The sequence below is a fragment of the Flammeovirga yaeyamensis genome (assembly GCF_018736045.1).
GTDB classification, from domain to species: domain Bacteria; phylum Bacteroidota; class Bacteroidia; order Cytophagales; family Flammeovirgaceae; genus Flammeovirga; species Flammeovirga yaeyamensis.
Genome location: NZ_CP076132.1, coordinates 1,675,620 through 1,697,458 on the forward strand (window position 1 = coordinate 1,675,620; position 21,839 = coordinate 1,697,458).

A 21,839-nucleotide genomic window follows, 5' to 3' on the forward strand; every position below is an offset into this window, starting at 1 on the left:
TAATACTTATCAATTTAAGGTCAAAAAATATTCAAAGTTGTTTATAATTTAATTTATATGACGTTATTATTTCTATTTAATTATGTAATTTTACGTAGATATACATTATCCCTTAATAGAACACAGATACCGAAAAACTCATATGGTCATTCACGATAAAATCCAAGCTTTAATAAACAGCAGCAATTACATATCAAGAGATTTATCTTGGCTTCAATTTAATTATAGAGTATTAGCACAAGCACAAATGTCTTCAAGAACAGTTTTCGAAAGATTAAAGTTCTTAGCCATCACTGCGTCTAACTTCGACGAATTCTTTATGATTAGAATTGGATCCTTGTACAATTATCTAGATTTTGGGAAAAGGCGCTTGGATTATTCGGGATTAAGAGAAGATCAGTTTAAGGAAAAACTCTATGCAGATGTACATGAGTTTACAAAAAAACAATTCGATTTAATTCTTAATGAATTGACTCCTCAATTTGAGGATAATGGATTTAAAATTTTAAACGTAAGCGATCTTTCAAATAAGGAAGAAGAAGAGGTAAGAAACTATTTTGAAAAAATGGTTTTCCCTATGCTTACGCCAATGGTCTATGATACCTATCATGCTTTTCCGGTACTAAATAACTTGTTAACTATCCTTGGTGTAGTAACGAATAACAAGAAAGAAGAAACAGGAAATAGAAGAAAAATATCGTTTGTACAAATTCCTAAGAATCTACCTAAGTTTTATCAAATAGAAAGGGAGGATTATTGGGTATTCCTACCTATTGAAAATATTATTGAGTCGTACATTTCTCATTTATTCAGAAATGTAGATATAGAATCAGTAGATACTTTCAGAATTACAAGAAATGGTGATTTTACTCTAGACGAAAGTGATGATTTGGATACTGATTTTTTGAACGAGTTAAAAGCAAAACTGAGAACAAGAAAGACTGGCCGAGTAGTGAGAATGGAGATGTCAGAAAATCCAAATCCACTACTAAAAGAGACTTTAATAGAAAAATTTGATATTGAAGAATTAAATATTTTCGAATCTCCAGCTTTACTTGATTTCACTCGTTTATGGCAAATCGTAGGTCATAAAGCATTTGCCTACTTACAGCCTCCATCACCAAATTTTGCTACACCAGTAGCCGTTCAATCTTTTAAAAGAGGAGATACCGATAATATTTTCGATCGCCTTAAAAAGCAGGATATTCTACTGCATCATCCCTACAATAGCCCTGACCATATGTTAGAGTTATTGGAACAAGCAGCTGATGATCCTAAAGTGATGGCTATCAAAATGACGATCTACCGCTTAGCGAAAGATTCTAGGGTGACTAAAGCTTTATTGAGAGCGGTGGAAAATGGTAAACAAGTATCTGCTTTATTCGAGGTGAAAGCGCGCTTTGATGAAGAAAACAACTTACAAGAAGCCAAAAAACTTCAAGAAGCAGGATGTTTTGTGATTTATGGGGTGTCTGCAGTAAAAACACATACCAAACTGATGTTGGTAGTGAGAAACGAGTCGGACAAAGTAAGACGATATGTGCACTTAGGTTCGGGTAACTACAACGAATCTACGGCTAAATTATATACCGATATTGGGTTAATATCCACCAACGATGCTTATGGTGAAGATGTATCCGAATTCTTTAATGCCATAACAGGACACTCTCAACCAAAACGATACAATAAGCTTCTAACAGCCCCTCGTCAGATGAGAAAAGGGTTTATTGATTTAATCGATAAAGAAGCCAAAAATGCCAAAGATGGGTTGACGTCTGGTATTGTTATAAAAGTAAATTCACTTCAAGACGATAAATTGATGGACAGCCTATATGCAGCAGCACAAGCTGGCGTACCTGTTCGTTTAATTGTAAGAGGTATTTGCTGTATTCGTCCAGGTAGAAAAGGACTAAGTGAGAATATTGAAGTGAAGTCGATAGTAGGTGATTACCTGGAACATACTCGATTATTCTACTTCCATAATAATGGAGATCCAATTGTATATGGCGGTTCTGCTGATGCAATGACAAGATCATTTGATAGAAGAATTGAATCACAGTTCGAGATTGTCGATCCATTATGTAAGAAAGAAGCCATCAATATTCTGGATTACAACTTAAAAGATAACATCAATAGCTTTGTGATGAATGAAGACGGTTCCTATTCTAAATTAACTAGAGAAAATGGAGAAAAGCCATTTGATGTCTTCAAGGAATTCTACAACGTCACACAAAAGATCGTCAACAAAGCAAAAATATTTTAATACCCCAACCTAATTTTGACCACACTTCAGTGTGGTCAAAATCAGTTTATCACCAACCCACGGTTTCAACCGTGGGAAGGAAGCCAGGGTTACACCCCTGAGTATGATAGCCAGGGTTAAATCGTGAGTAAGATCTTCAGGACAACATCAAATAAGTTATATAGTACTGCTTAACACAGAAATGGACACCATCGCCAAACAATTCCTTCCTAAAATCTCTGCCTACTGTTCCTATCAAGATCGTTGCAGACAAGATATCATCAAAAGATTAGAAAAATGGGAGTGCCCAGAAGAACATTGGGACACCTTATTAGAGTGGCTAAAAAGTAATAAATTCTGGGATGAAGAACGCTTTGCCGCATCCTTTGTTCGAGGAAAATTTAGGGGAAATAAATGGGGAAAAAGAAAAATATCTATGGCCCTGTATCAAAAAGGTATTGATCAGGAAATTGGGAAAAATGCCTTGGCTACAGAAATTCCAATGGAGGAATACAACGAAATGGCCCTCAAGTTAGCCTTAAAAAAATTAGAGCAGTTGTTATCAAAAGAGGATCAAAAACACATTCTAAAAGGGAAGACATTACAGTATTTGGCAGGGAAAGGTTTTGAGCCTGATGTGTGCTATAATGCTGCAGAAGATGCTATCTACGAACTTATCGAGAAACAATAATTACCAAATAGTGACTCTATTTTCTTTATCTCTCCACATTCCTTGTCCTTTCTTTACATCAAATGCTTCATAGAATGGAGTGAAATTAGATAAAGGTCCGTTGACTCTATATTCACCTGGTGCATGTCGTTCCGTTACTAATTTATCTCTGAGCACTGCAATTCTAGTTTTCGAACGCCAAACCTTTGCCCAAGAAAAGAAGAAACGCTGTTCAGGTGTATATCCATTTATTTTTTCATGCGATCTGTTATGTTCTTTAAAGGAATTATAAGCTAAAGCCAAGCCACTTAAATCAGCAATATTTTCGTTCAAAGTAAGGTTGCCATTCACAAAATAACCTGATAAAGGTTCGTATTGATTGTATTGTTGGATCAATAAATTAGTCCTTTGCTTAAAAGTATTATAATCTTTTAATGTCCACCAGTTTTTCTCCTCACCATACTCATTGTATCTTCTACCTATATCATCAAATCCATGGGTGATTTCATGGGCTATAATCGCTCCAATGGCTCCGTAATTAATGGCATCATCTGCTTCAGGAAAATAAAAAGGGGGCTGAAGTATTCCGGCTGCAATAACAAACTCATTATTCAAAGAATTGTAATAAGCGTTGACCGATTGAGGTGGGATAATCCATTTGTCTTTATCAGCTGCTACGTTTAATGAGGCAACTTTTTGTTTGAACTCCCACTCGTTCACACTAAATATATTATGAAGATAAGTGTCAGTTAACGTTAAGCTTTCATAAGAAGGAAAGGCATCAGGGTAACCCACTTTTACCACTAAACCTTCTAATTTCCGTTTAGCCGTTTTTAAGGCTGAAGGAGATAACCAAGAAACTTTATCAATTCTTTTTTGTGCAGTAGAGAGTATATTTTGAATTAATTCTTCCGCTTGTTTCTTTTCAATATCAGAAAATTGATGTTCAATATAAATCTGACCAACGGCCATGCCAACAGATTTATTCGTTTCAAATAAGACCTTTTCCCAACGATGAGGCTGATCTAAAAGCCCATCTCGAATTTTTCCAAAGTAAGAGAAATCTTCATTCACAAATTCGGAAGAAAGGTGAGGGGCAGAAAAATGAAGTAATCTCCAAAGCAAATAATCTTTTACCTTTTCCAAGCCATTTTTTAGAATGATGGCATCGATGTTAGCAAAGTATTCAGGGTTGGTTAAAATGACTCTATCAGTTTTTATTCCTAGAGATTTGAAATACTGAGGCCATATAAACGTCTGGCAAATGCCGTTTAAATTTTCTAACGTCTTAGGATTATAATAATCTAAGTTGGGTTGTTTTGCTAATGAGCTTTTGTAAGCTTTTGCAATACCTTGTTCTATAGTGAAAGCATTTTTTGCTTTTGTTTGACTTTCTTCATCTGCATATCCAAGCAGGTGAAACATGTTGGTGATATGAGTGATATAATTGTCTCTATTATGACTTGATATAGAATCCAACATAAAATAGAAGTTGGGATTCTGAAAACTCATACCCTCAAATTCTAGATAGACGGCTTGTTGTTCCTTGTTTTCTTTGTCCTGAAATATGGTAGGTCTAAAAAAAGGATGTATCTGCATTCTATGGAAACGTACGATCATATCTTGCAAATCGAAATACGTATCAATGTGCTTGATATCGTTAAGATAATTGACCAAAGGAGCGTAACTCTGATGGTTTATCTCAGCTGAATCCATCCCTACCTGATAGAATTTAATGGCTTTGGCTTGATTGGAGTTTTTAGGATAGTTGTTTTTTTGAGTAAGTAACTTCTCTAAAATTTGATTGTTTTTTTCTCTAAGAGCTTTATGACTTCCCCAACTACTTAGATTTTTAGGAATATCTTCTCTTTGTTGCCAACCTCCATTGGCATAGAGATAAAAATTATCTTGGGGGGCGACTGTACTGTCTAGGTCGGAAATAAATAAGTATTGATCGTTATTTTGTGTTTCTTCACGATCACAACCCACTAAAAAAAGAATGTTGATGCTAAAAAGTAAAAGCCATTTCATATCAACAAATTAGAATAAAGTTTTGAGGTTACAAGACAATACTTAATGTTTTTCTATTGATCCATTCACAAATTGCTCTTGCACAATCTCGAGCAGTAGCAAAAGAATCGATAGTAATATCTCTTAAGTCATTGGAAGCCTGTAATGTAAATATTTTTTGATCACAATAATAAGAAATGTACATCGTAAGATGTTTGCCTTCAATAGCCATTTCTATAAATCCATCCAATTTATTTCCATTAGAGAACATTTTTGTTGGATCGATCTGAATGCCTTCTTGAAATAATATTTCTTCTAAAGCATATAAGCTTTGTTGTTGTATGATTGCTGCATTTCGAATACGTAGCTGCCATTTTCTAAGGGCATCAGAGATTTCTTCTGCAGACTGACAAACGTAAAGGTTTGACTGAGTATGTCTTAACGTATAGAAATAATCTTTTTCTTCTTCGTCGAAAGTGTAATCAATGGTAAGTATTTGAAACCAAGTCGATTCCCATTCTAAGTATAACGGACTTGGTACTATGCCAGAAACATCAAAAGTATTGTGCCATACATTGTAGAAGAAAGCTTCATTTTGTACAACATCAATTTCCATTTTTTTGGCTTCTTCAAATAATTCGACTACATCGTCTAACTTTTCTCTGATGAGTAAGTTAGAAGTTTCTTCCTTTTCGAAAAGGTTCCAGCTGTGCCAGCTAAAGTTTTTCCAAGAAAAGAATTGAAGGTTGTTGAGTCTCTTTTTGTAATCAAAAACAGAGTCTTCGTCTAGTACATATCCTGGATAGTAATATTTTTTATTACTCATTTGAGCGTATTCTATCTCAAATAGCATGGACGTTATACCTAGCGATTGTTTACTGTAAGCAGGATCAAATAATGCGAGAATACTACAGATGCTCTCCTCTCCAATATCAATAAATGAAATAGCGGCAAGATGGTTGCCATCTAGAATTTGCAATTCCCAAGTTTCAAAAGGTGATTCATCATTTCCTTCTTCCTGAAAATAATTTTTTAAAGTAGATGGAGAATTGGGAGATTGAAAACGCCCTTTGTGTTCGGCGTACATCTTCTCTTTAATTGGAGTAATTTCAAGTGGTTGAATCTTAACCTTAAATCCTTGATTTTTTCGGATAAGTTTTCTCTGACTCTTTGAAAATTGAAAATCTTCTAAGACGACACGAATAGGTACAATAGAGTAGACATGCTCTCTAAAGTAGATCATCTCGTAACGAGACATCATTGGTCCATCTCTAAACCAAGCCTCTTTTAAATAGTCGTCTAATGTAGTGCCTGTACAGTCTGCAGGCATAAAATAATCAAAAGTCATCGTCATTGTGCCACTTCACGTTCTTTCTGCTCCCAAATAATAAATGAAATACGTACTTTTGTCGCTTGATTGCAAAAAGTTATTGCTATTAACGCTGAGTTTAAAGATTTATAACCTTATAAAAAGGGAGAAATCAATAGTATTCAGCAGATAATGTAATTCGGAATATAAATTTAAAACTGTAAACTTATATTTCAAACACATTTTTCATTATTCAAATTTGATGTAATTTTACGAATATAAAAAAACTAAGTGAGATAATCGTGGAACTAGACAAGCAAAAAATAGGTGTTGTAGGTGGTAATAAAGGTTTAGGTAGTTGGGTAGTAAGTTATTTTCGCTCTAAAGGGATCGATGCAAGATTCTCTTGTAGAGGTGAAAATTCTGAATTTTCTTCCAATCTAGAATTGGCCTATTGGGCGGATATTGTGGTACTTGCTGTGCCAATTTCGGCCATGTCGAATGTAATGGAAGAAGTATTTCCGGCATTGGACGATAAATATTTAATTGATGTCTGTTCCGTAAAAAAGTTTGTTATTGAGAAGTATGAGCAACTTCGTTCGGTATATACCGAAGTTTTGCCCAAATATATTTCTATGCACCCTATGTTTAGCCATAGGATAAAAAGCTTCGATGGCAACGTTGTTTTATTCAATTACAACGATGGAGCAGAGGACTTAGAACAACAACTTAAAGAAACTTTTCTAGCTGATAAAGGGGTAGTTAAGGACGTTCAATACATTAAGCATGATAAATTGATGGGGCTTGTTCAAGGCCTGAATCACTTTAATGTTTTCGTTTCTGCTAAGACAATGGCAAGATTTAACGAAGACTTTGAAGATATTAAGAGTGTTGCTTCGCCACCTTACAGAATTTTTATCGTTTTTTACACTCGCTATGTGATGCAAAACCCAATGCTTTATGCAGATATTCAGATGCGTAACGAATATGTGTATGAAGTAGTTCGAATTTTTAGAGACGAGATGAATAAGCTTTTCGATATAATTCAAACAAGGGATAGAGATCAGTTTATGAGCTACATAACCGATATGCAAGACTTTTTCTCTCAAAATTCTGGAGATATAGAAGTTTCTTCACATCTCATGCAAAAGCTTAGTCAAAAATTAGAAGAGAAGTAGAACATCTTTCAATAAAATTAGTTGATTAATTAAACAACGACAGTTAATCCTAATTTTAAAGTACAAATATAAAAGACACTCAAAAGTAGGGGAGGATTGTCTCAGACGTTATTTATGGAACAATATAATCACGCTGTTAACTTAATAAAAGAAGGTAACTACCAAGAAGCGATAGCAGAGTTAAATAAAGTAATTGCTCAAGATAAAAATAATGCAGGAGCATTTTATCATCTTTCTGTGGCTCGATATAAAATGAAGGCCTTGGATGGAGCGATCACATCAATTAACAAAGCAATAGACTTACAACCTTTAAATGCAGACTTTTTTGCACATAGAGGGATCATTCTTCATATGCAAAAACGTTCTAAAAGTGCTTTATTAGATTTTGATAAAGCTGTGAAATTAGAGCCTAATAATGCCTATAGATATTCAAGTAGAGCCTTTATAAAAGCGAATATTAAAGATACAGATGGTGCAATTGCCGATTACCAAAAAGCAATTGAATTGGATCCTGATGATGCTATCGCTCATAACAACTTAGGTCTTATCCAAGAACAGACAGGTGCTTGGGATAAGGCACAAGAATCCTATAAAAAATCAAATGAACTTGTAGGGTATGAAGGACTAAACCCTGAAAAATCTGAAGTGGATGATCTTCTTAAGGAGTGGAAAAAAGAGAAAGAAGAACAAGAAGCTGAGCAAAAGCGTATCATCGAAGAGAATAAAAAGAAACTTATCGCTGAACAAAATCAAATTCAACAACAAGGACTTTGGGGAATCGTTAAAAGCGTGTTTACCAACAAAGAAATGTTTAAAGAATTTGTCGCTTTTCTAAAGAACGGTTTTAAGCTTCCTTCCAACGAAGAGAAATAAGGACTTTTCTTAAATAAAACATCAATGTATTAAGAAAAACAACGTGTTCACTCAACTATGTGCACACGGTGTTTTTGGTAAAGGTATTTTGTTCTATATTGGATTAGAATATCTTTACGCCATATTTATCGATATTTTTTTATTCTTTTAAACTAAAAGTGTTCTCTTAAAAAGAAGCGATTTTTTTTAACGAACATGCTTAATTGCCAAAAGCATTTATCATATTCTATGTGTATCAATTAGAAGTAGATGAGATGATTTAAGCACTAAAAAAGGAATGCAACAAATAACGATTTAACTCACCTAGATGAACAAAAAATGATTGAAGAATCAAAAAAAATACGTCGTGACGATGAGGACGATGATTCTTATTTCAGACCTGAAGATTTTAATCTAACAGAAGAAGACTTAAAATCGGTTCAGGAATTCGATGAACTAAAAATTGAGGTAGATCCTAAACAACAACCCCTAAGGATTGATAGATTTTTAGTAGATAGAATACCAAACTTATCAAGAAATAGAATACAATCCGGTTTAAAAGAAGGACATTTCTTAGTCAATGGTCTGCCTGTAAAACCAAATTATAAAGTAACTCCTGGAGATGTAGTGATGGTATTTATGCCAAAACCAAGATCTACAGAGTTGGAACCTCAAGACATTCCTTTAGACATTGTTTATGAGGACAACGATTTATTGATTGTCAATAAAAAGCCTGGGATGGTTGTGCATCCAGGATTCAATAACACGAGTGGTACTTTAGTGAACGCTTTGGTGTACCACTTTAAAGGATTGCCTACTTCTTTTAATGGAGAAGATAAACCGGGTTTGGTACATAGAATTGATAAAGATACCTCAGGGTTATTGGTTATAGCTAAAAATGAAAATGCCTTAACGCATTTATCAAAACAATTCTATGATCACACTATTGAAAGGACATATCAAGCACTAGTTTGGGGGACGTTTTCTGACCAAGGTGAGGAAGGTACACTAACCACAATGATTGGTCGTTCTGAAAGCGATAGAAGGATGTATACAGTTATTCCAGATGAATCTACTAGAGGAAAGAAGGCAATAACACATTACAAACAATTAAAAGACCTACGTTATGTAAGCTTAGTGGAGTGTAAACTGGAAACAGGTAGAACACACCAAATTCGTGTGCATATGAAACACTTAGGTCACCCGCTCTTTTCTGATCAAATGTATGGAGGTGATAAGATTTTAAAGGGAGAACGTACTGGAAAGTACAAAACTTTTGTGGATAATAACTTTAAGATCTGTCCAAGACAGGCACTTCATGCAAAATCATTAGGATTTGTACATCCTACCACCAATGAGTGGATGCAATTTGATTCTGAAATTCCTCAGGATATGCAGAAATTGATAAAAAGATGGGAAGACTATCTAAAATATAGTTAGGATACCTTATAAATAAAATGAGCCTTCTGATACGAATATCAGAAGGCTTTTTATTTGGTCAATTATATTAGGTCACAGGAAAAATTCTCTTGTGTTTATGTTATTTCGATAACTCGAATTGTTTCATTTCTTCTTCTGTGTATTTATGAGCAGTCGACACATTTGCCTTAATCTCATTAATCACAAAGTCGATTTCATCATCATCCATTTCAGCTGCTTTCCAGAAAAGAACTTTTCCTTCAGCATCAACTAATAGAATAGCAAAACTGTTGTTACAATCGCCCGTATTCCAAGCATCTTGCACAAAACGTTTCGGATCGGTTAAGATCAAAGCATCAGCTTCTTGTTTTGAACGTTTTCTTACCATTCTTGTCATAAAGCGAATAACACTATTTGGATAAGGAGAATCAGCAAGGTTAACAATACCATAAGCTAAATATTCATCCTCTGGGAATTGCCATTTTTTTACTTCCTCAATAAATTTTTCATTCATTGATGGTTTATCTGGATCTGGATAAAAGATTAATGTTACTTTTTCTCCAATACCTGGTGTTACGGCAGGTTTATTATTTAAATCTCGGATATCAACTTTCTCAATTTTATCACCACGTTTAAGAGTGGTTTGAGCAAATAGTGTGTTTTGCGTAACAAGACAAATTACAGAAAGTATAGTAAGTTTTACGATTTTGATCATTTGATAGAATTTGATGTTTAGTTGAAATAACGCTTTCTATCTTGTTAAGTTGATTCTATTTAGAATTGTTTGATATCATACAGGAGTTAAAAAACATAAAAAAGCCCTTCGACTGAAGGGCTTAATTATTTCTTAATTCCGGTAAACATCTAAATAGATATTGTTTAGCGTATATTTTTATGATGTGTGTGAAAGGTGTAAAGTGATAGTATAAGCTAATAGAACAAGAAATAGTCGGGTAAAAGAATTATATTATAAAATTTCTTGATTCTCAACGTCGTTTTTCAACTTCTTATCATAAACTTTACGGTTTAGAAACTCATTTAACTGATCGATGCTGTATGAGCTTTCTATTTCACCCGCTGAATTTATTTTAATCTCAAAACCTTCAAGTTCTCTATTCACTTTTGGTTTTGCTGCTGTACGCTGAAAATTATAGCGTGCTCTAAATGATTTAAACATGGTAGTAATCTTAGGTTTAACATAAATAGTAAGTACTTCAAAGAAGAACGAAATATGTTTGCGTTTATCAGTAATGGTAGTTAATTAAATATTTAACTTAACACAATTTAAAAAATTATATTTTGATGACCTAGTTGATGTAAACTATTTGCGATCTTTACAAAAAAACAAGCCTATATCGGAAGAAAAGGTTAAATTGCGTACAATTCTATCTTATTTAAATAACATTTACTCAAATTGAATATCCTCGAAGTCAAAGGTTTAACTAAACGATATGCAAACCATATAGCATTAGATAATGTGTCAATTCAGGTGCCAAAGCAGTGCATTTTTGGTTTGTTAGGACCTAATGGAGCTGGTAAAACATCACTTATTCGATCTATTACTCAAATAATTTCGCCTGAGGAAGGAGAAATATTGTTCGAAGGTCACGCTTTAAAGCCATCTGATGTGTTTAAGATGGGATATTTACCTGAAGAGAGAGGTTTATATAAAAAGATGGGTGTTGCAGAGCAGATTTTATACTTTGCTCAACTTAAAGGAATTTCTAAGAAAGAGGCAAAATCAAAAACTAAAACTTGGTTGGAAAGGCTTTCTTTAATGCCTTGGCATAAACATAAAGTAGAGGATTTATCAAAAGGTATGCAACAGAAAGTACAGTTTATCTGCACTGTTATACACGAACCTTCTTTATTAATCTTGGATGAGCCATTTTCAGGGTTCGATCCAGTCAATGCTCAATTAATCAGAGATGAAATCATTCGATTGAAGAATGAAGGTGCCACCATCATTTTATCTACCCATAGGATGGAATCTGTAGAACAACTGTGCGACCGTATCGCTTTGATTAATTCATCAAAAAAAATGATCGAAGGAACAAAAAACGAGATCAAAAAAGTATATAGAAATAATCAGTTTGAGTTAACCACAACAGATCCTGTTATAATATCAGAAACACCACATCAATTAATAGAGGAAACAAGTGAACAGCTATACGGCTACAAACAAACTGTAAAGCTTTTGGATGCTTCGCCTAATGATTTATTGATGGAAGTGATGAAACTTACTACAGTGTTGGGAATAAAAGAAAAGATACCAAGTATGCACGATATCTTTTTAGAAACAGTTCAGAACGGTAATATCAAACAAATTGAAGAAGTAGATGCATAAGGTTTTATTAATAGTAAGTAGAGAATACATCACGAGGGTAAGGAAGAAATCTTTCATTATCATGTCCATTCTAGGGCCGCTAATGATTGTTGCCTTCTATGGCATCATCATTTGGGCAAGTATTTCTGATGGTGAAGAAAAAGAAATCGCCGTTGTCGATGAATCAGGATTGTTTGAGTCTGTGTTTACATCTTCTGACAATAATTTCAATTTTCATTATTTAAATAGTGAGGTAGATTCAGGGAAAACCTATTTAAAGAATGGAACAATTGATGGTTTCCTTCATATTCCAAAGTCATTTACACTTGAAAAGATGGATGGTGTAATGCTTTACGAAAGTAAAGGCTTGGGAGCGAAAACAGTAACTGATATTGAACGAAAGCTTACTCAAAAAATTAAAACTTTGAAACTACCGCTTTTAGGTGTGACGAAGTCACAAGTAGAAGCATTAAATAAGCCACTTCAAATAAGAACAGTAAACCTTAATAATGATGGAAAAGAATCGGATAGTCATGTGACCGTTTCCTCTGTTATCGGTATTATTGGTGGGCTAGTGATCTACTTCTTTGTATTTATGTATTCTACTATGGTAATGAAAGGGGTACTAGAAGAGAAGACAAGTAGAGTAGTAGAAGTGATCGTTTCTTCTGTAAAACCTTACGAATTGATGTTGGGAAAAATATTGGGAGTAGGTTTAGTGGGGCTAACTCAATTAGGACTATGGATTGTCTTAGGTGCAATTAGTACTACTGTGATTTCTTCTTTTGTAGAAATCCCTTACGAACAAATTCAACAAGCCAATCTACAGAATCAAGCCAATAATTTAGAAGTCGATAAACTATCAGAGATTTTTTACATTCTCCATGATTTTAACTTCATAGGTATGTTGGGAGCATTTATCTTCTATTTCATCTTTGCATATCTGATGTACGCATCATTATTTGCAGCAGTTGGAGCAAGTGTGGATAACGAAACAGATACCCAACAATTTATGCTCCCTGTGACAATGCCTTTAATCTTAGCAATAGCACTTTCGGGAGGAATTGTTTCCGATCCTCAAGGCAGTTTAGCCTATTGGTTTTCTATTATACCTTTAACTTCTCCTGTAATTATGATGATCCGAATGCCATTTATAGGTTTTGGAGGAGAAGTGTTGCTTTCCATGTTTAGCTTATTGATCGGTTTTGTATTTAGCGTTTGGATTGCATCACGTATTTACCGAATCGGATTACTTACATATGGTAAAAAGCCAACCTATGGAGAGATTTTAAAGTGGATGTTGAGAAACGACTAATATTTACTGAAGGTTATATTAAAAAAAACAAGCCTCGAATCAGCATTCGAGGCTTGTTTTTTCTATATATACAGAAGAAGTTATTGCTTGTAGATTCTTCTAACAATAATTTCATTTCCACTATAAATACGTACGAAGAATTGTGATCCTGCTGAATTGATTTCTATGTTTAATTCATCGGAATTTAATTGATCTCCACTGTATGTATTTAGTACTTGACCGTTTTCATCAATTAGTTCAACTTTTGAAGCATTCGTTCCCTTTAAATCAACAGTTACTGTATTTGTAAATGGATTAGGATACACAGATTGTGCTTGAGTAGCTGCCATAGGAGTGGTTGGAGCTTCAATATGAAAGTGTGACCAATTGAATGATCCTATGTAATGGATTGTCCACTGACCATTGATTGGTTCTGGAATGTCTTGACTGTACTTATTCGTTAGATCAACTCCATTGATTTCTAATAAATCTAGATTCCAAGAATTAATAATTGGGAATGCTTCTGAAGTGACCCAGCAAAATTCACCCGCACCATTTTTAACAAAAGGAACAGTGATAGGAGTGGGATTCCCACAAGGTGCCCATGGGTCTACTGTAATAGTTACAGTATCTTGAGAAGCTGCACCTTCGTTATCTGTGACAAGTAATACCACTTGATAAGTTCCTGTTGTATTAAAAGTATGATTGACTTCTACATCATTACCTGAAGTGCCATCACCAAAATCCCAATCATAACTAGCAATACTTCCATCAGTATCTGATGAGCTTGAGGCATTAAAGTTTACCGTTAATGGCTCTGTTCCTGAGATAGGTGTAGCTGTTATTATGGCTATAGGGGGAATATTTGGATTGTTAGGATCGTTGACAACAATCGTTACTGAAGTAGAATCAGTAGCTCCTTTATCATCAGTTACTTTAAGTTGAATGGTGTAAGTTCCTTTTTCGGTATATCTTACTGAAGATGTAACTCCAGTTGCAGTACTATCACCAAAGTTCCATTCGTAACTCACAATGCTGCCATCAGGATCAGAAGATAGGCTGCCATCTAAAGAAACATCTAGAGGAGTATTTCCAGAAGTTGGAGTGGCAGTGATAGTAGCTGATGGTGATTGATTAACGCTCCCTTCACCATAAACTTCAAATTCATATAAAGAATACCCCCAACTTGTACCTCTTTGAACTCCATACATTCTAATATATCTAGCCGCTGAAGCAGGGAAAATAATATCATCTTCTCCACCATCACCACTGTTTTCAGTGTATACGGTAGTCCAATTAGTGGCATCATCACTTAATTGTATCTCGTAGCGTTGGCCATAAGCTGCTTCCCAGAATAGTTTCACCTGACTAACCTGATAAGTAGCACCCAAATCAACATAATACCAAGTGGGATCTTCATACGCACTTGACCATCTTGTATTGTAATCACCATCTGTGGCAAAAATAGGATCAGCAGTAGATGTTCCTGGTTCGTTTGAAGAACTATAAACTGTAGTTCTAAAAAGGGCTAAATTACCAGTACCAGCCTCTCTAACTGCAATATTAAATTCAGAGATAGCGGTTAATCCTCCAGCATCTGTAACTTCTATAACAATTGTAGCTTCTCCAACCATTTCAGAAGTGAAACTTAATCCTACCTGATTTTCGCTATTAATACTCACCGATACTAAACTTGGATTGGAGTTACTTTTTACACTAAATGTTAGTGGATCATTATCGGGGTCATTAGCGATAGAGTCTAAGTCAACGTAATTACTGACAGGATCTGCATTTCTATAAAATAATCCATTGTCAATTTTACTGATAGTTGGGAAACGGTTTCTTCCTGATTCAATCTGAATATCTGGATAATCTCTGATGCTCTCCATTAAAGCAACCATATTTGTACGGTAAGGTTCAATTTGTCCTTTTTCGCCATACCATTGCCAAGACATCGCTCCAGCATATCCTGAGTTATAAAGTAAATCATGATATGTCTGCCAAGCGATCCCTTTTGCATCCAATGGATAAAACTCACCTACCAAGATAGGTTTATCAAGTTGCCAATAAGAAGCAGGATGATGCATTACAGAGATTTCATTATTCATCCACTCATAATAATGTATCTGATAAAAATCTAGTACACCTAAGCTATCACCACCTGCATTAATTAACTCCTCATCGCTGTAATAATTCTTGTAAATTGGATTTTGTGAATTATAAATATCTGTACCCGCATACATCGACCAAGTACCATTTGTTACTTGTGCTTCGGGATCAACTCTATGAATTGCACCTGTACAACGGTTGACAAATCGTTGAATAACACTCATAGGAACATGTCTTGTATGTGACCAACCGAATTCATCACTCATACCTTCAGGTTCATTAAAAATCTCCCAAGCACCTACTGCCGGATGATCTTTAAACGCTTCTACCATTGGAATTAGTGCATTGTCTATATACGCTTGAACATTCGCTTCTTCTGTCAGAATTTTATACCCTTGTTCTGAAACTTCAAGAGGGTAGTCCCGATTATTAAGCATATCAAATGACCACAAACTCATGACTAAAACGATGTTGTGATTATAAGCCAAATTGAGAACACCTCTCATGTCTTCAATATGACTTTCTTCAAGTCCTATACATTTGCCATTACCATCCAAGTTAGGATTGTTCGCTCCATTAATATGGATCCAAAGACGCATAGAGTTTCCTCCCGCATTTTCAAAGTTGGTGAACACTTCATCGAAATAATCGAAATTTGTCGCTCCAGGGCCAAAATCATTTGCAAATTGATCCCAAGCTAGGTTACCTCCATTCATGAAGATTTTTGTTTTAGTTCCGTCAGACTTTTCTACGATTAAACGGTTTCCTTGAGCATGAGCAAAAAGTGCCATGCACAATAAGCTAAGCATTATGATTGTTTTCATAGTTGGATTGATTTTCTATTTAGTTAGTATTACACTATTTAAATAAGTACCTCACCATGTTTGAGCTCGTTGTGTTACAGTGAAGTCCTATGGTTGAAAATTTTTAGCATGCTAAATAACTAACTTGAATGTAGGAGTTATAAAATGTAGAATCAATTGATGTCCTAATAGTGAAGTAATACAGCTTCTATATTTAAGTACTGATTTAATTTTTTCCACCAATTTAAAAATTTCCACCTTCATTTTGTAGATTATCTGATATCACTCCATCATCAAAAATGTCGTAATCAGTGTAGTAATATTTTATTATTCGATGGGTTTTTTAAGGTTTGAAGGAATCTTTTTTTAATGATGTTGGATTAAAAATAAAATGACGATTTAACTATTGAAGAGATAGAATACAGTAGGCATAAAACAAATCCATTAATCAATAATTTGTTGATATGTATGGTGACAAATCTGTAAAAAAGAAGTAAATGTGTAAATAGATTATAAATACAGCACTTTTATATTTTTTAAAGCCTTTTTTCTTTTAATCAGAAAGAATGCCTTTTATATTTGTAGCCATATAAAAATAGTTTTACACTTATTTTTTCACAAATTTTTATCATGGAACTATCAGTAGTAGTACCTGCAGCGATTGTGGCCTTTACGGTCTTGATCCTGTTATTGGTTTTTGTACTCCTGTTCGCCCAGATGAAGTTAGTACAAAGTGGTGACGTTAAGATCGTTCTTAACGGTGACGAATCAAACCCAGTAGTTGTAGCTGCGGGTTCAACACTTTTGACTACACTTTCAGCGCAGAAAATCTTTTTGCCTTCTGCATGTGGTGGCGGTGGTACTTGTGCGATGTGTAAATGTCGCGTTACAGACGGTGGTGGAGATGTACTCCCAACCGAAGTAGGTCACTTATCTCGTGCCGAACAACATGAAAACGTACGCCTTGCTTGTCAGGTTAAAGTAAAAAATGACATGCAAGTTCAAATACCAGAAGAAATCTTCGGAATTAAGAAATGGGAATGTGAAGTTGTATCTAACTACAACGTAGCAACTTTCATTAAAGAATTCGTTGTGAAGCTTCCTGAAGGTGAGACATTGGACTTCGAAGCAGGTGGATATATTCAGATTGACGTACCAGAGGTAACTGTAGACTTCAAAGACATGGACATCACTGCTCACCCTCGTATGGGTAAGAAAGCTGATGAGTTCCAACCAGATTGGGATAACTTTGGTCTTTGGGATCTTAAAATGGTTAACGATGAGGAGATCTTCCGTGCTTACTCAATGGCTAACCACCCAGCTGAAGGTAACATTGTCATGTTGAACATCCGTATCGCAACTCCACCTTGGGATAGAGCGAAAAACGGTTGGATGGATGTGAACCCAGGTATCTGTTCTTCTTACGTATTCTCACGTAAGCCAGGTGACAAGGTAACTGTTTCAGGTCCTTATGGTGAATTCTTCATCAAAGACACAGATGCTGAAATGATCTATGTAGGTGGTGGTGCAGGTATGGCGCCAATGCGTTCGCACTTATTCCACTTATTCCACACACTAAAAACTAACCGTAAGGTTCAGTTCTGGTATGGTGGTCGTTCACGTCGTGAATTATTCTACGAAGAAGATTTCGCTAAGATTGAAGCTGAATTCCCTAACTTCAAGTTCTACAAAGTATTGTCTGAGCCTCTTCCTGAAGATAACTGGACAAATAAAACTGACTTGAACGATAGTGAAGGCGATGGTTACACAGGTTTTGTACACCAAGCTTTAATCGATAACTACTTATCGAAACACGATGAGCCAGAGGAAATCGAATTCTACTTCTGTGGTCCTCCAATGATGAACGCAGCGGTAATTAAGATGACGGAAGACTTTGGTATTCCAAAAGAAAATGTATCGTTTGACGACTTCGGTGGTTAATCAACACATTTTTATAGATATAAAGAAAGACTGTTCGAAAGGGCAGTCTTTTTTTGTTAAAAAAGGGGATTATATCATTTTATTGTTAGGTTTTATTAACTTTACGGCAATTATATGATATCATATAACAATCTGTACTTATATCTAAATTAACCCTGTGGATGTTGGAAGTGTCTAGCATTCAATTTATTATCCCCTAATTGATGTTGAAATACTTTATTTTACTACTTTCTATATATTTATTTTCACATACATTATTTGCTAATCAAACAATTAACCCAGACGTAATTAAATCTTTACAAGAACAAGGAAGATTTGAAGAAGCCAAAAAATTAGCAAATACTTGGATAAGCGAAACAGAAAATGAATATGGAGACCATGCCATTGAGGTGGTCATTCCTTTATTGGTAACTTCTGAATTATCAATCCTTCATTACGAATATTTTGAAGCTATAGAGTTGTTAAACAAATCCATTGAAATAATGGATAAGTCTTCAGGGTGGCTATACCCTGATTACGCCTTGGCTTTAAATTATTTGGCCTTTTGTAAGATTAATGTAGGAGACGCTTTTGCGGCTTTTCCTATTCTTAATGAGGCTGAAATGATTTACTACAAAACATTAACCCAACAACACCCTGATTTCAATTTATGCAATATCAATAGAGCAATTCTGAATATGCACCTTGGTGAGTTTCAAAAAAGCGAAGACTATTTTAATAAATCATTTGAATTTGCAGCCAACCTAAATAAGAGTGGTTTAAAGAGTAAATCAGAGAATACAATTAGTAAGGAATGGTTATATATCTATTTCGCCAAACTTTACACTAAATGGTATAAACCAGAAAAGGCAATTGATTTATTAGAAAAAGCCCAAGAAGGGTTAATCGAAGGTGACCGCAAGAAAAGCCCTGTGTATGCTATTCTTTTAGAAGCTTTAGCCAATCATTATTTTTATATCAATGACTATAAAATGTCATACACGTTTTATAACAGTCTAATAAGCCATCGTAAAGAGCATTTTGGTGAAAATCAATTAGCCACCATTATGGCCTATTTAGATTTAGGAAAATTGATGGCTGAAAAAGGATACTTAAAGGAAGCTTTGAATAATTATTCAGTAGTTGAAAAAAATCTATCAAAATTTAAAAATAATAGTAACCTAAAAACGGAATTGATGCTTTGTATCACTGATGTCCATTTACAAAAAGGAGACACAGAAAGTACAAAACAATATCTTGATAAAATTAGCAAAGATGATTTAGGGAAAAGAGAACTGTATTACCACTACTTAAAGATATTAGGTGAATACTATTTCCTTCAAGGAGATTATATTAATGCAGAACTTAATTTGATGGAATTGGTCTCTATCGTTCGTCAAGAAAAAGTATTCTTTACAGAATATTATAGCGAAGCAATAGTGATTCTATCTGACCTCTTTATCACTCTAGGAAGAACTCAAAGTGCCATTGGTATTTGCGAAACGGAAGTGCGTTTTCTTAAAAGAAGAGGTATGGAAAATAGTGTGGTGTATCAAAACCTAAAGCTAACCCTTCTGAATGCTCAGTTCAATGAAGATATGTTGGATAGCATTCAAACTTTGGAAGATATTAAATCAGTTGAGGATCAGTTGACGTTACTGGTAAATCCAAAGCATCCTTTGTTTATTAAATCAAATACTATCAGAGGGGAGATAGCTACTAAAAAAGAAGAATTTGATCAAGCCATAGCTTATTTCCACAAAGCTATTGAGATAGCCAATTATCATGGAATTGATGAAATGCAATATCAAAGAATAAAAATTGTTGACTTAGCAGGAAGTATTTTTATTAGGAAAGGGGAGTTGGATAAAGCTTTGGATGAGTACAGAGTAATCAAAGGTAAATTCACTGAAGAGTCGGTCTATTGGCCAGGCTACTTAGGAAGGATTGCCTATGTGAAATCTCTTTTAGGTGAATGGGAAGAAGCAAAAGAGTTAGCGATTAAGGGAGTAGATATGCGATTTAAACAATACGATACCCAGCTCAATTTTACTTCTGAAGATGAAAAAATCAACTATATCCATCACACTTCGGGTATCTTCAATTACTTTTTTAGTTTGATGACCAAAAGAGAAGGGTTTAAATCTCAAGAAATGGTGGAAAAGTGTTACGATCTTCAAATCAATTATCGTAAGTACTTTTTGAAAGAATCGATTGCACGAAAAGCGAAAATAGATCAGCTTGGAAAGTATCGAAATAAGATGAACTTTTCTGATTATGTCAACCACTTAGAAGCACAGAAGTCTAAATTAGCAACAGCAAACTATCTGTCAGTTAAAGAACGAAATGATCTTCATATTAACTCTTATATGTTGACAGACCGTATTAATAATTTAGAGAAGTCGTTAAGTTTTGCTTCTGAAACTGATGAAGATTCTCTTCAATTATCTGAGTATGTTACATGGAAAGATGTACAAGATAAATTAGACGATAATGAAGTAGCTGTTGAAATCATTAAGTTGAAATGTATTAATCCAAAAGAGTCATTTTATGTGGCAATTGCAGTATCATCAGATTGTAAAACACCACAATTTATTCCCATCGGAAATGCAGCATTGATGGAAAACGACTTGTTTACTGTTTATACAAAGGAAACACAGCCTAAAACAAGGTCATTAGTATTTAAGAGTAATTCTGCGCCTAAAGTTTCTGCATACGATCTTTACTGGAAACCTATACAGAAAGGATTAGATTCCTTTAAAGATAATATCGATAAAATATACATCAGCAAAGATGGTATATATAATGCAGTGAACTTGAATGTGCTTTATAATAAGGAAACAAAGAAGTATTTAATTGAAGAAGAAGATATTGAGTTAGTTATTAGTACATCAGATATACGAAAGAATATCAAGATGTCTGAATTTAAGAATAATGAGATCTGCCTTTTTGGTAACCCGGCTTTTGAGGAGAGTTCAGAATCTAATTTTATAAGAGAAGTAGATGAATCATCTTCTGAACAAGAGAAGTATTCGTTTTATCTTACAGATTTACCTGGAACCAAAACAGAGTTGGAAAACACAGAAAACCTATTTAAAAGTAAGGGTTGGAATGTGAGTACCTATTATAGAAACAATGCCACAGAAGGGAACATCAAAAATCTGAAAAACTCACCAGCAATTATGCATATTGCAACTCATGGTATCTATATTGATAAGATGATCAACCCTATTTTACAAAACTCATTATTAAAATCAGGTTTGTTTTTTACAGAGGTGACATCCAATAACAATAAGTCTTTAGAAGAGATTTATCAATCAGGGAATGATGGATTGTTGACTGCATATGAAGTAAAAGACTTGGATCTTAAGAATACATCCTTATTAATTTTATCAGCCTGCCAATCCGGAGTATCTGATATATCCGACGGGGATGGTATTTCAGGGTTACAATATGCTTTTAGTATCGCTGGAGTAGAATCTATAGTGATGAGCCTTTGGAGTGTAGACGATCTAGCTACCCAAAAGTTGATGAATGAATTTTACAAACAATGGTTTGAAACCAAAGATATTGATAAAGCATTTCGTGCTGCACAAATCAAAATGATGAAAGAATACAAAGATCCTTATTATTGGGGAGCCTTTGTGATGGTTCATTAATCTACATAATTTCAAAATAAAATTCATTTTAACACATTTTAATATACA

At 34.4% G+C, this 21,839-nt stretch carries 14 protein-coding genes; 9 read left to right on the forward strand and 5 right to left on the reverse strand.

The window, feature by feature from the left end; all coding sequences use genetic code 11:
- The first annotated feature begins 142 nt into the window (after nt 1-142).
- The gene (ppk1, locus tag KMW28_RS06500) at nt 143-2,263 is read left to right on the forward strand and encodes a polyphosphate kinase 1 (protein ID WP_066209091.1); all 2,121 of its coding nucleotides are present in this window, start codon (nt 143-145) and stop codon (nt 2,261-2,263) included.
- A 181-nt stretch (nt 2,264-2,444) separates the two neighbouring features.
- Nucleotides 2,445-2,933: a regulatory protein RecX gene (locus tag KMW28_RS06505; RefSeq protein ID WP_169664095.1), complete on the forward strand. Its 489-nt coding sequence runs from the start codon at nt 2,445-2,447 to the stop codon at nt 2,931-2,933.
- Here the strand turns inward: KMW28_RS06505 and KMW28_RS06510 are convergent, their stop codons facing one another.
- Nucleotides 2,934-4,943 carry a M13 family metallopeptidase gene (locus KMW28_RS06510; RefSeq protein WP_169664094.1) on the reverse strand — a complete coding sequence of 670 codons (2,010 nt, stop codon included), beginning with the start codon at nt 4,941-4,943 and terminating at the stop codon, nt 2,934-2,936. It abuts the gene before it with no gap.
- Between the two features lie 28 nt (nt 4,944-4,971).
- Nucleotides 4,972-6,270, reverse strand: a complete 1,299-nt coding sequence (locus tag KMW28_RS06515; protein WP_169664093.1) for a hypothetical protein — start codon at nt 6,268-6,270, stop codon at nt 4,972-4,974.
- Between the two features lie 263 nt (nt 6,271-6,533).
- On the opposite strand from KMW28_RS06515, the gene KMW28_RS06520 reads away from it, so the two are divergent.
- The 3 genes from KMW28_RS06520 (at nt 6,534) to KMW28_RS06530 (ending at nt 9,701) form a co-directional block, all read left to right on the forward strand.
- Nucleotides 6,534-7,409, forward strand: a complete 876-nt coding sequence (locus KMW28_RS06520) for a prephenate dehydrogenase/arogenate dehydrogenase family protein (RefSeq protein ID WP_169664092.1) — start codon at nt 6,534-6,536, stop codon at nt 7,407-7,409.
- Between the two features lie 114 nt (nt 7,410-7,523).
- The gene (locus KMW28_RS06525; protein WP_169664091.1) at nt 7,524-8,282 is read left to right on the forward strand and encodes a tetratricopeptide repeat protein; all 759 of its coding nucleotides are present in this window, start codon (nt 7,524-7,526) and stop codon (nt 8,280-8,282) included.
- 318 nt (nt 8,283-8,600) lie between these two features.
- On the forward strand, nt 8,601-9,701 hold the full coding sequence (locus KMW28_RS06530) for an RluA family pseudouridine synthase (protein ID WP_169664090.1): 1,101 nt from the start codon (nt 8,601-8,603) through the stop codon (nt 9,699-9,701).
- Nucleotides 9,702-9,801: 100 nt separating this feature from the next.
- On the opposite strand, the gene KMW28_RS06535 is transcribed toward KMW28_RS06530, so the two are convergent.
- Nucleotides 9,802-10,395, reverse strand: a complete 594-nt coding sequence (locus tag KMW28_RS06535) for a YtfJ family protein (RefSeq protein WP_169664089.1) — start codon at nt 10,393-10,395, stop codon at nt 9,802-9,804.
- A gap of 252 nt (nt 10,396-10,647) precedes the next feature.
- Complete coding sequence (locus KMW28_RS06540) at nt 10,648-10,857, reverse strand: hypothetical protein (protein WP_066209067.1); 210 nt, start codon at nt 10,855-10,857, stop codon at nt 10,648-10,650.
- 237 nt (nt 10,858-11,094) lie between these two features.
- Here KMW28_RS06540 and KMW28_RS06545 point away from each other — a divergent pair, with 237 nt between their 5' ends.
- Together KMW28_RS06545 and KMW28_RS06550 are read left to right on the forward strand one after the other, a co-directional pair.
- A complete protein-coding gene (locus KMW28_RS06545; protein ID WP_169664088.1) occupies nt 11,095-12,027 on the forward strand; it encodes an ABC transporter ATP-binding protein in 933 nt (310 codons plus the stop codon).
- Nucleotides 12,020-13,321 carry an ABC transporter permease gene (locus KMW28_RS06550; protein WP_169664087.1) on the forward strand — a complete coding sequence of 434 codons (1,302 nt, stop codon included), beginning with the start codon at nt 12,020-12,022 and terminating at the stop codon, nt 13,319-13,321. The genes KMW28_RS06545 and KMW28_RS06550 overlap by 8 nt, the downstream gene beginning before the upstream one ends.
- 80 nt (nt 13,322-13,401) lie before the next feature.
- Here the strand turns inward: KMW28_RS06550 and KMW28_RS06555 are convergent, their stop codons facing one another.
- Nucleotides 13,402-16,233 carry a PKD domain-containing protein gene (locus tag KMW28_RS06555; RefSeq protein WP_169664086.1) on the reverse strand — a complete coding sequence of 944 codons (2,832 nt, stop codon included), beginning with the start codon at nt 16,231-16,233 and terminating at the stop codon, nt 13,402-13,404.
- Nucleotides 16,234-16,842: 609 nt separating this feature from the next.
- On the opposite strand from KMW28_RS06555, the gene nqrF reads away from it, so the two are divergent.
- Nucleotides 16,843-18,153, forward strand: coding sequence for an NADH:ubiquinone reductase (Na(+)-transporting) subunit F (nqrF, locus tag KMW28_RS06560; RefSeq protein ID WP_169664085.1), 1,311 nt, complete (start codon nt 16,843-16,845; stop codon nt 18,151-18,153).
- 203 nt (nt 18,154-18,356) lie between these two features.
- A complete protein-coding gene (locus KMW28_RS06565) occupies nt 18,357-21,791 on the forward strand; it encodes a CHAT domain-containing protein (RefSeq protein WP_169664084.1) in 3,435 nt (1,144 codons plus the stop codon).
- The last annotated feature ends 48 nt before the right edge of the window (nt 21,792-21,839 follow it).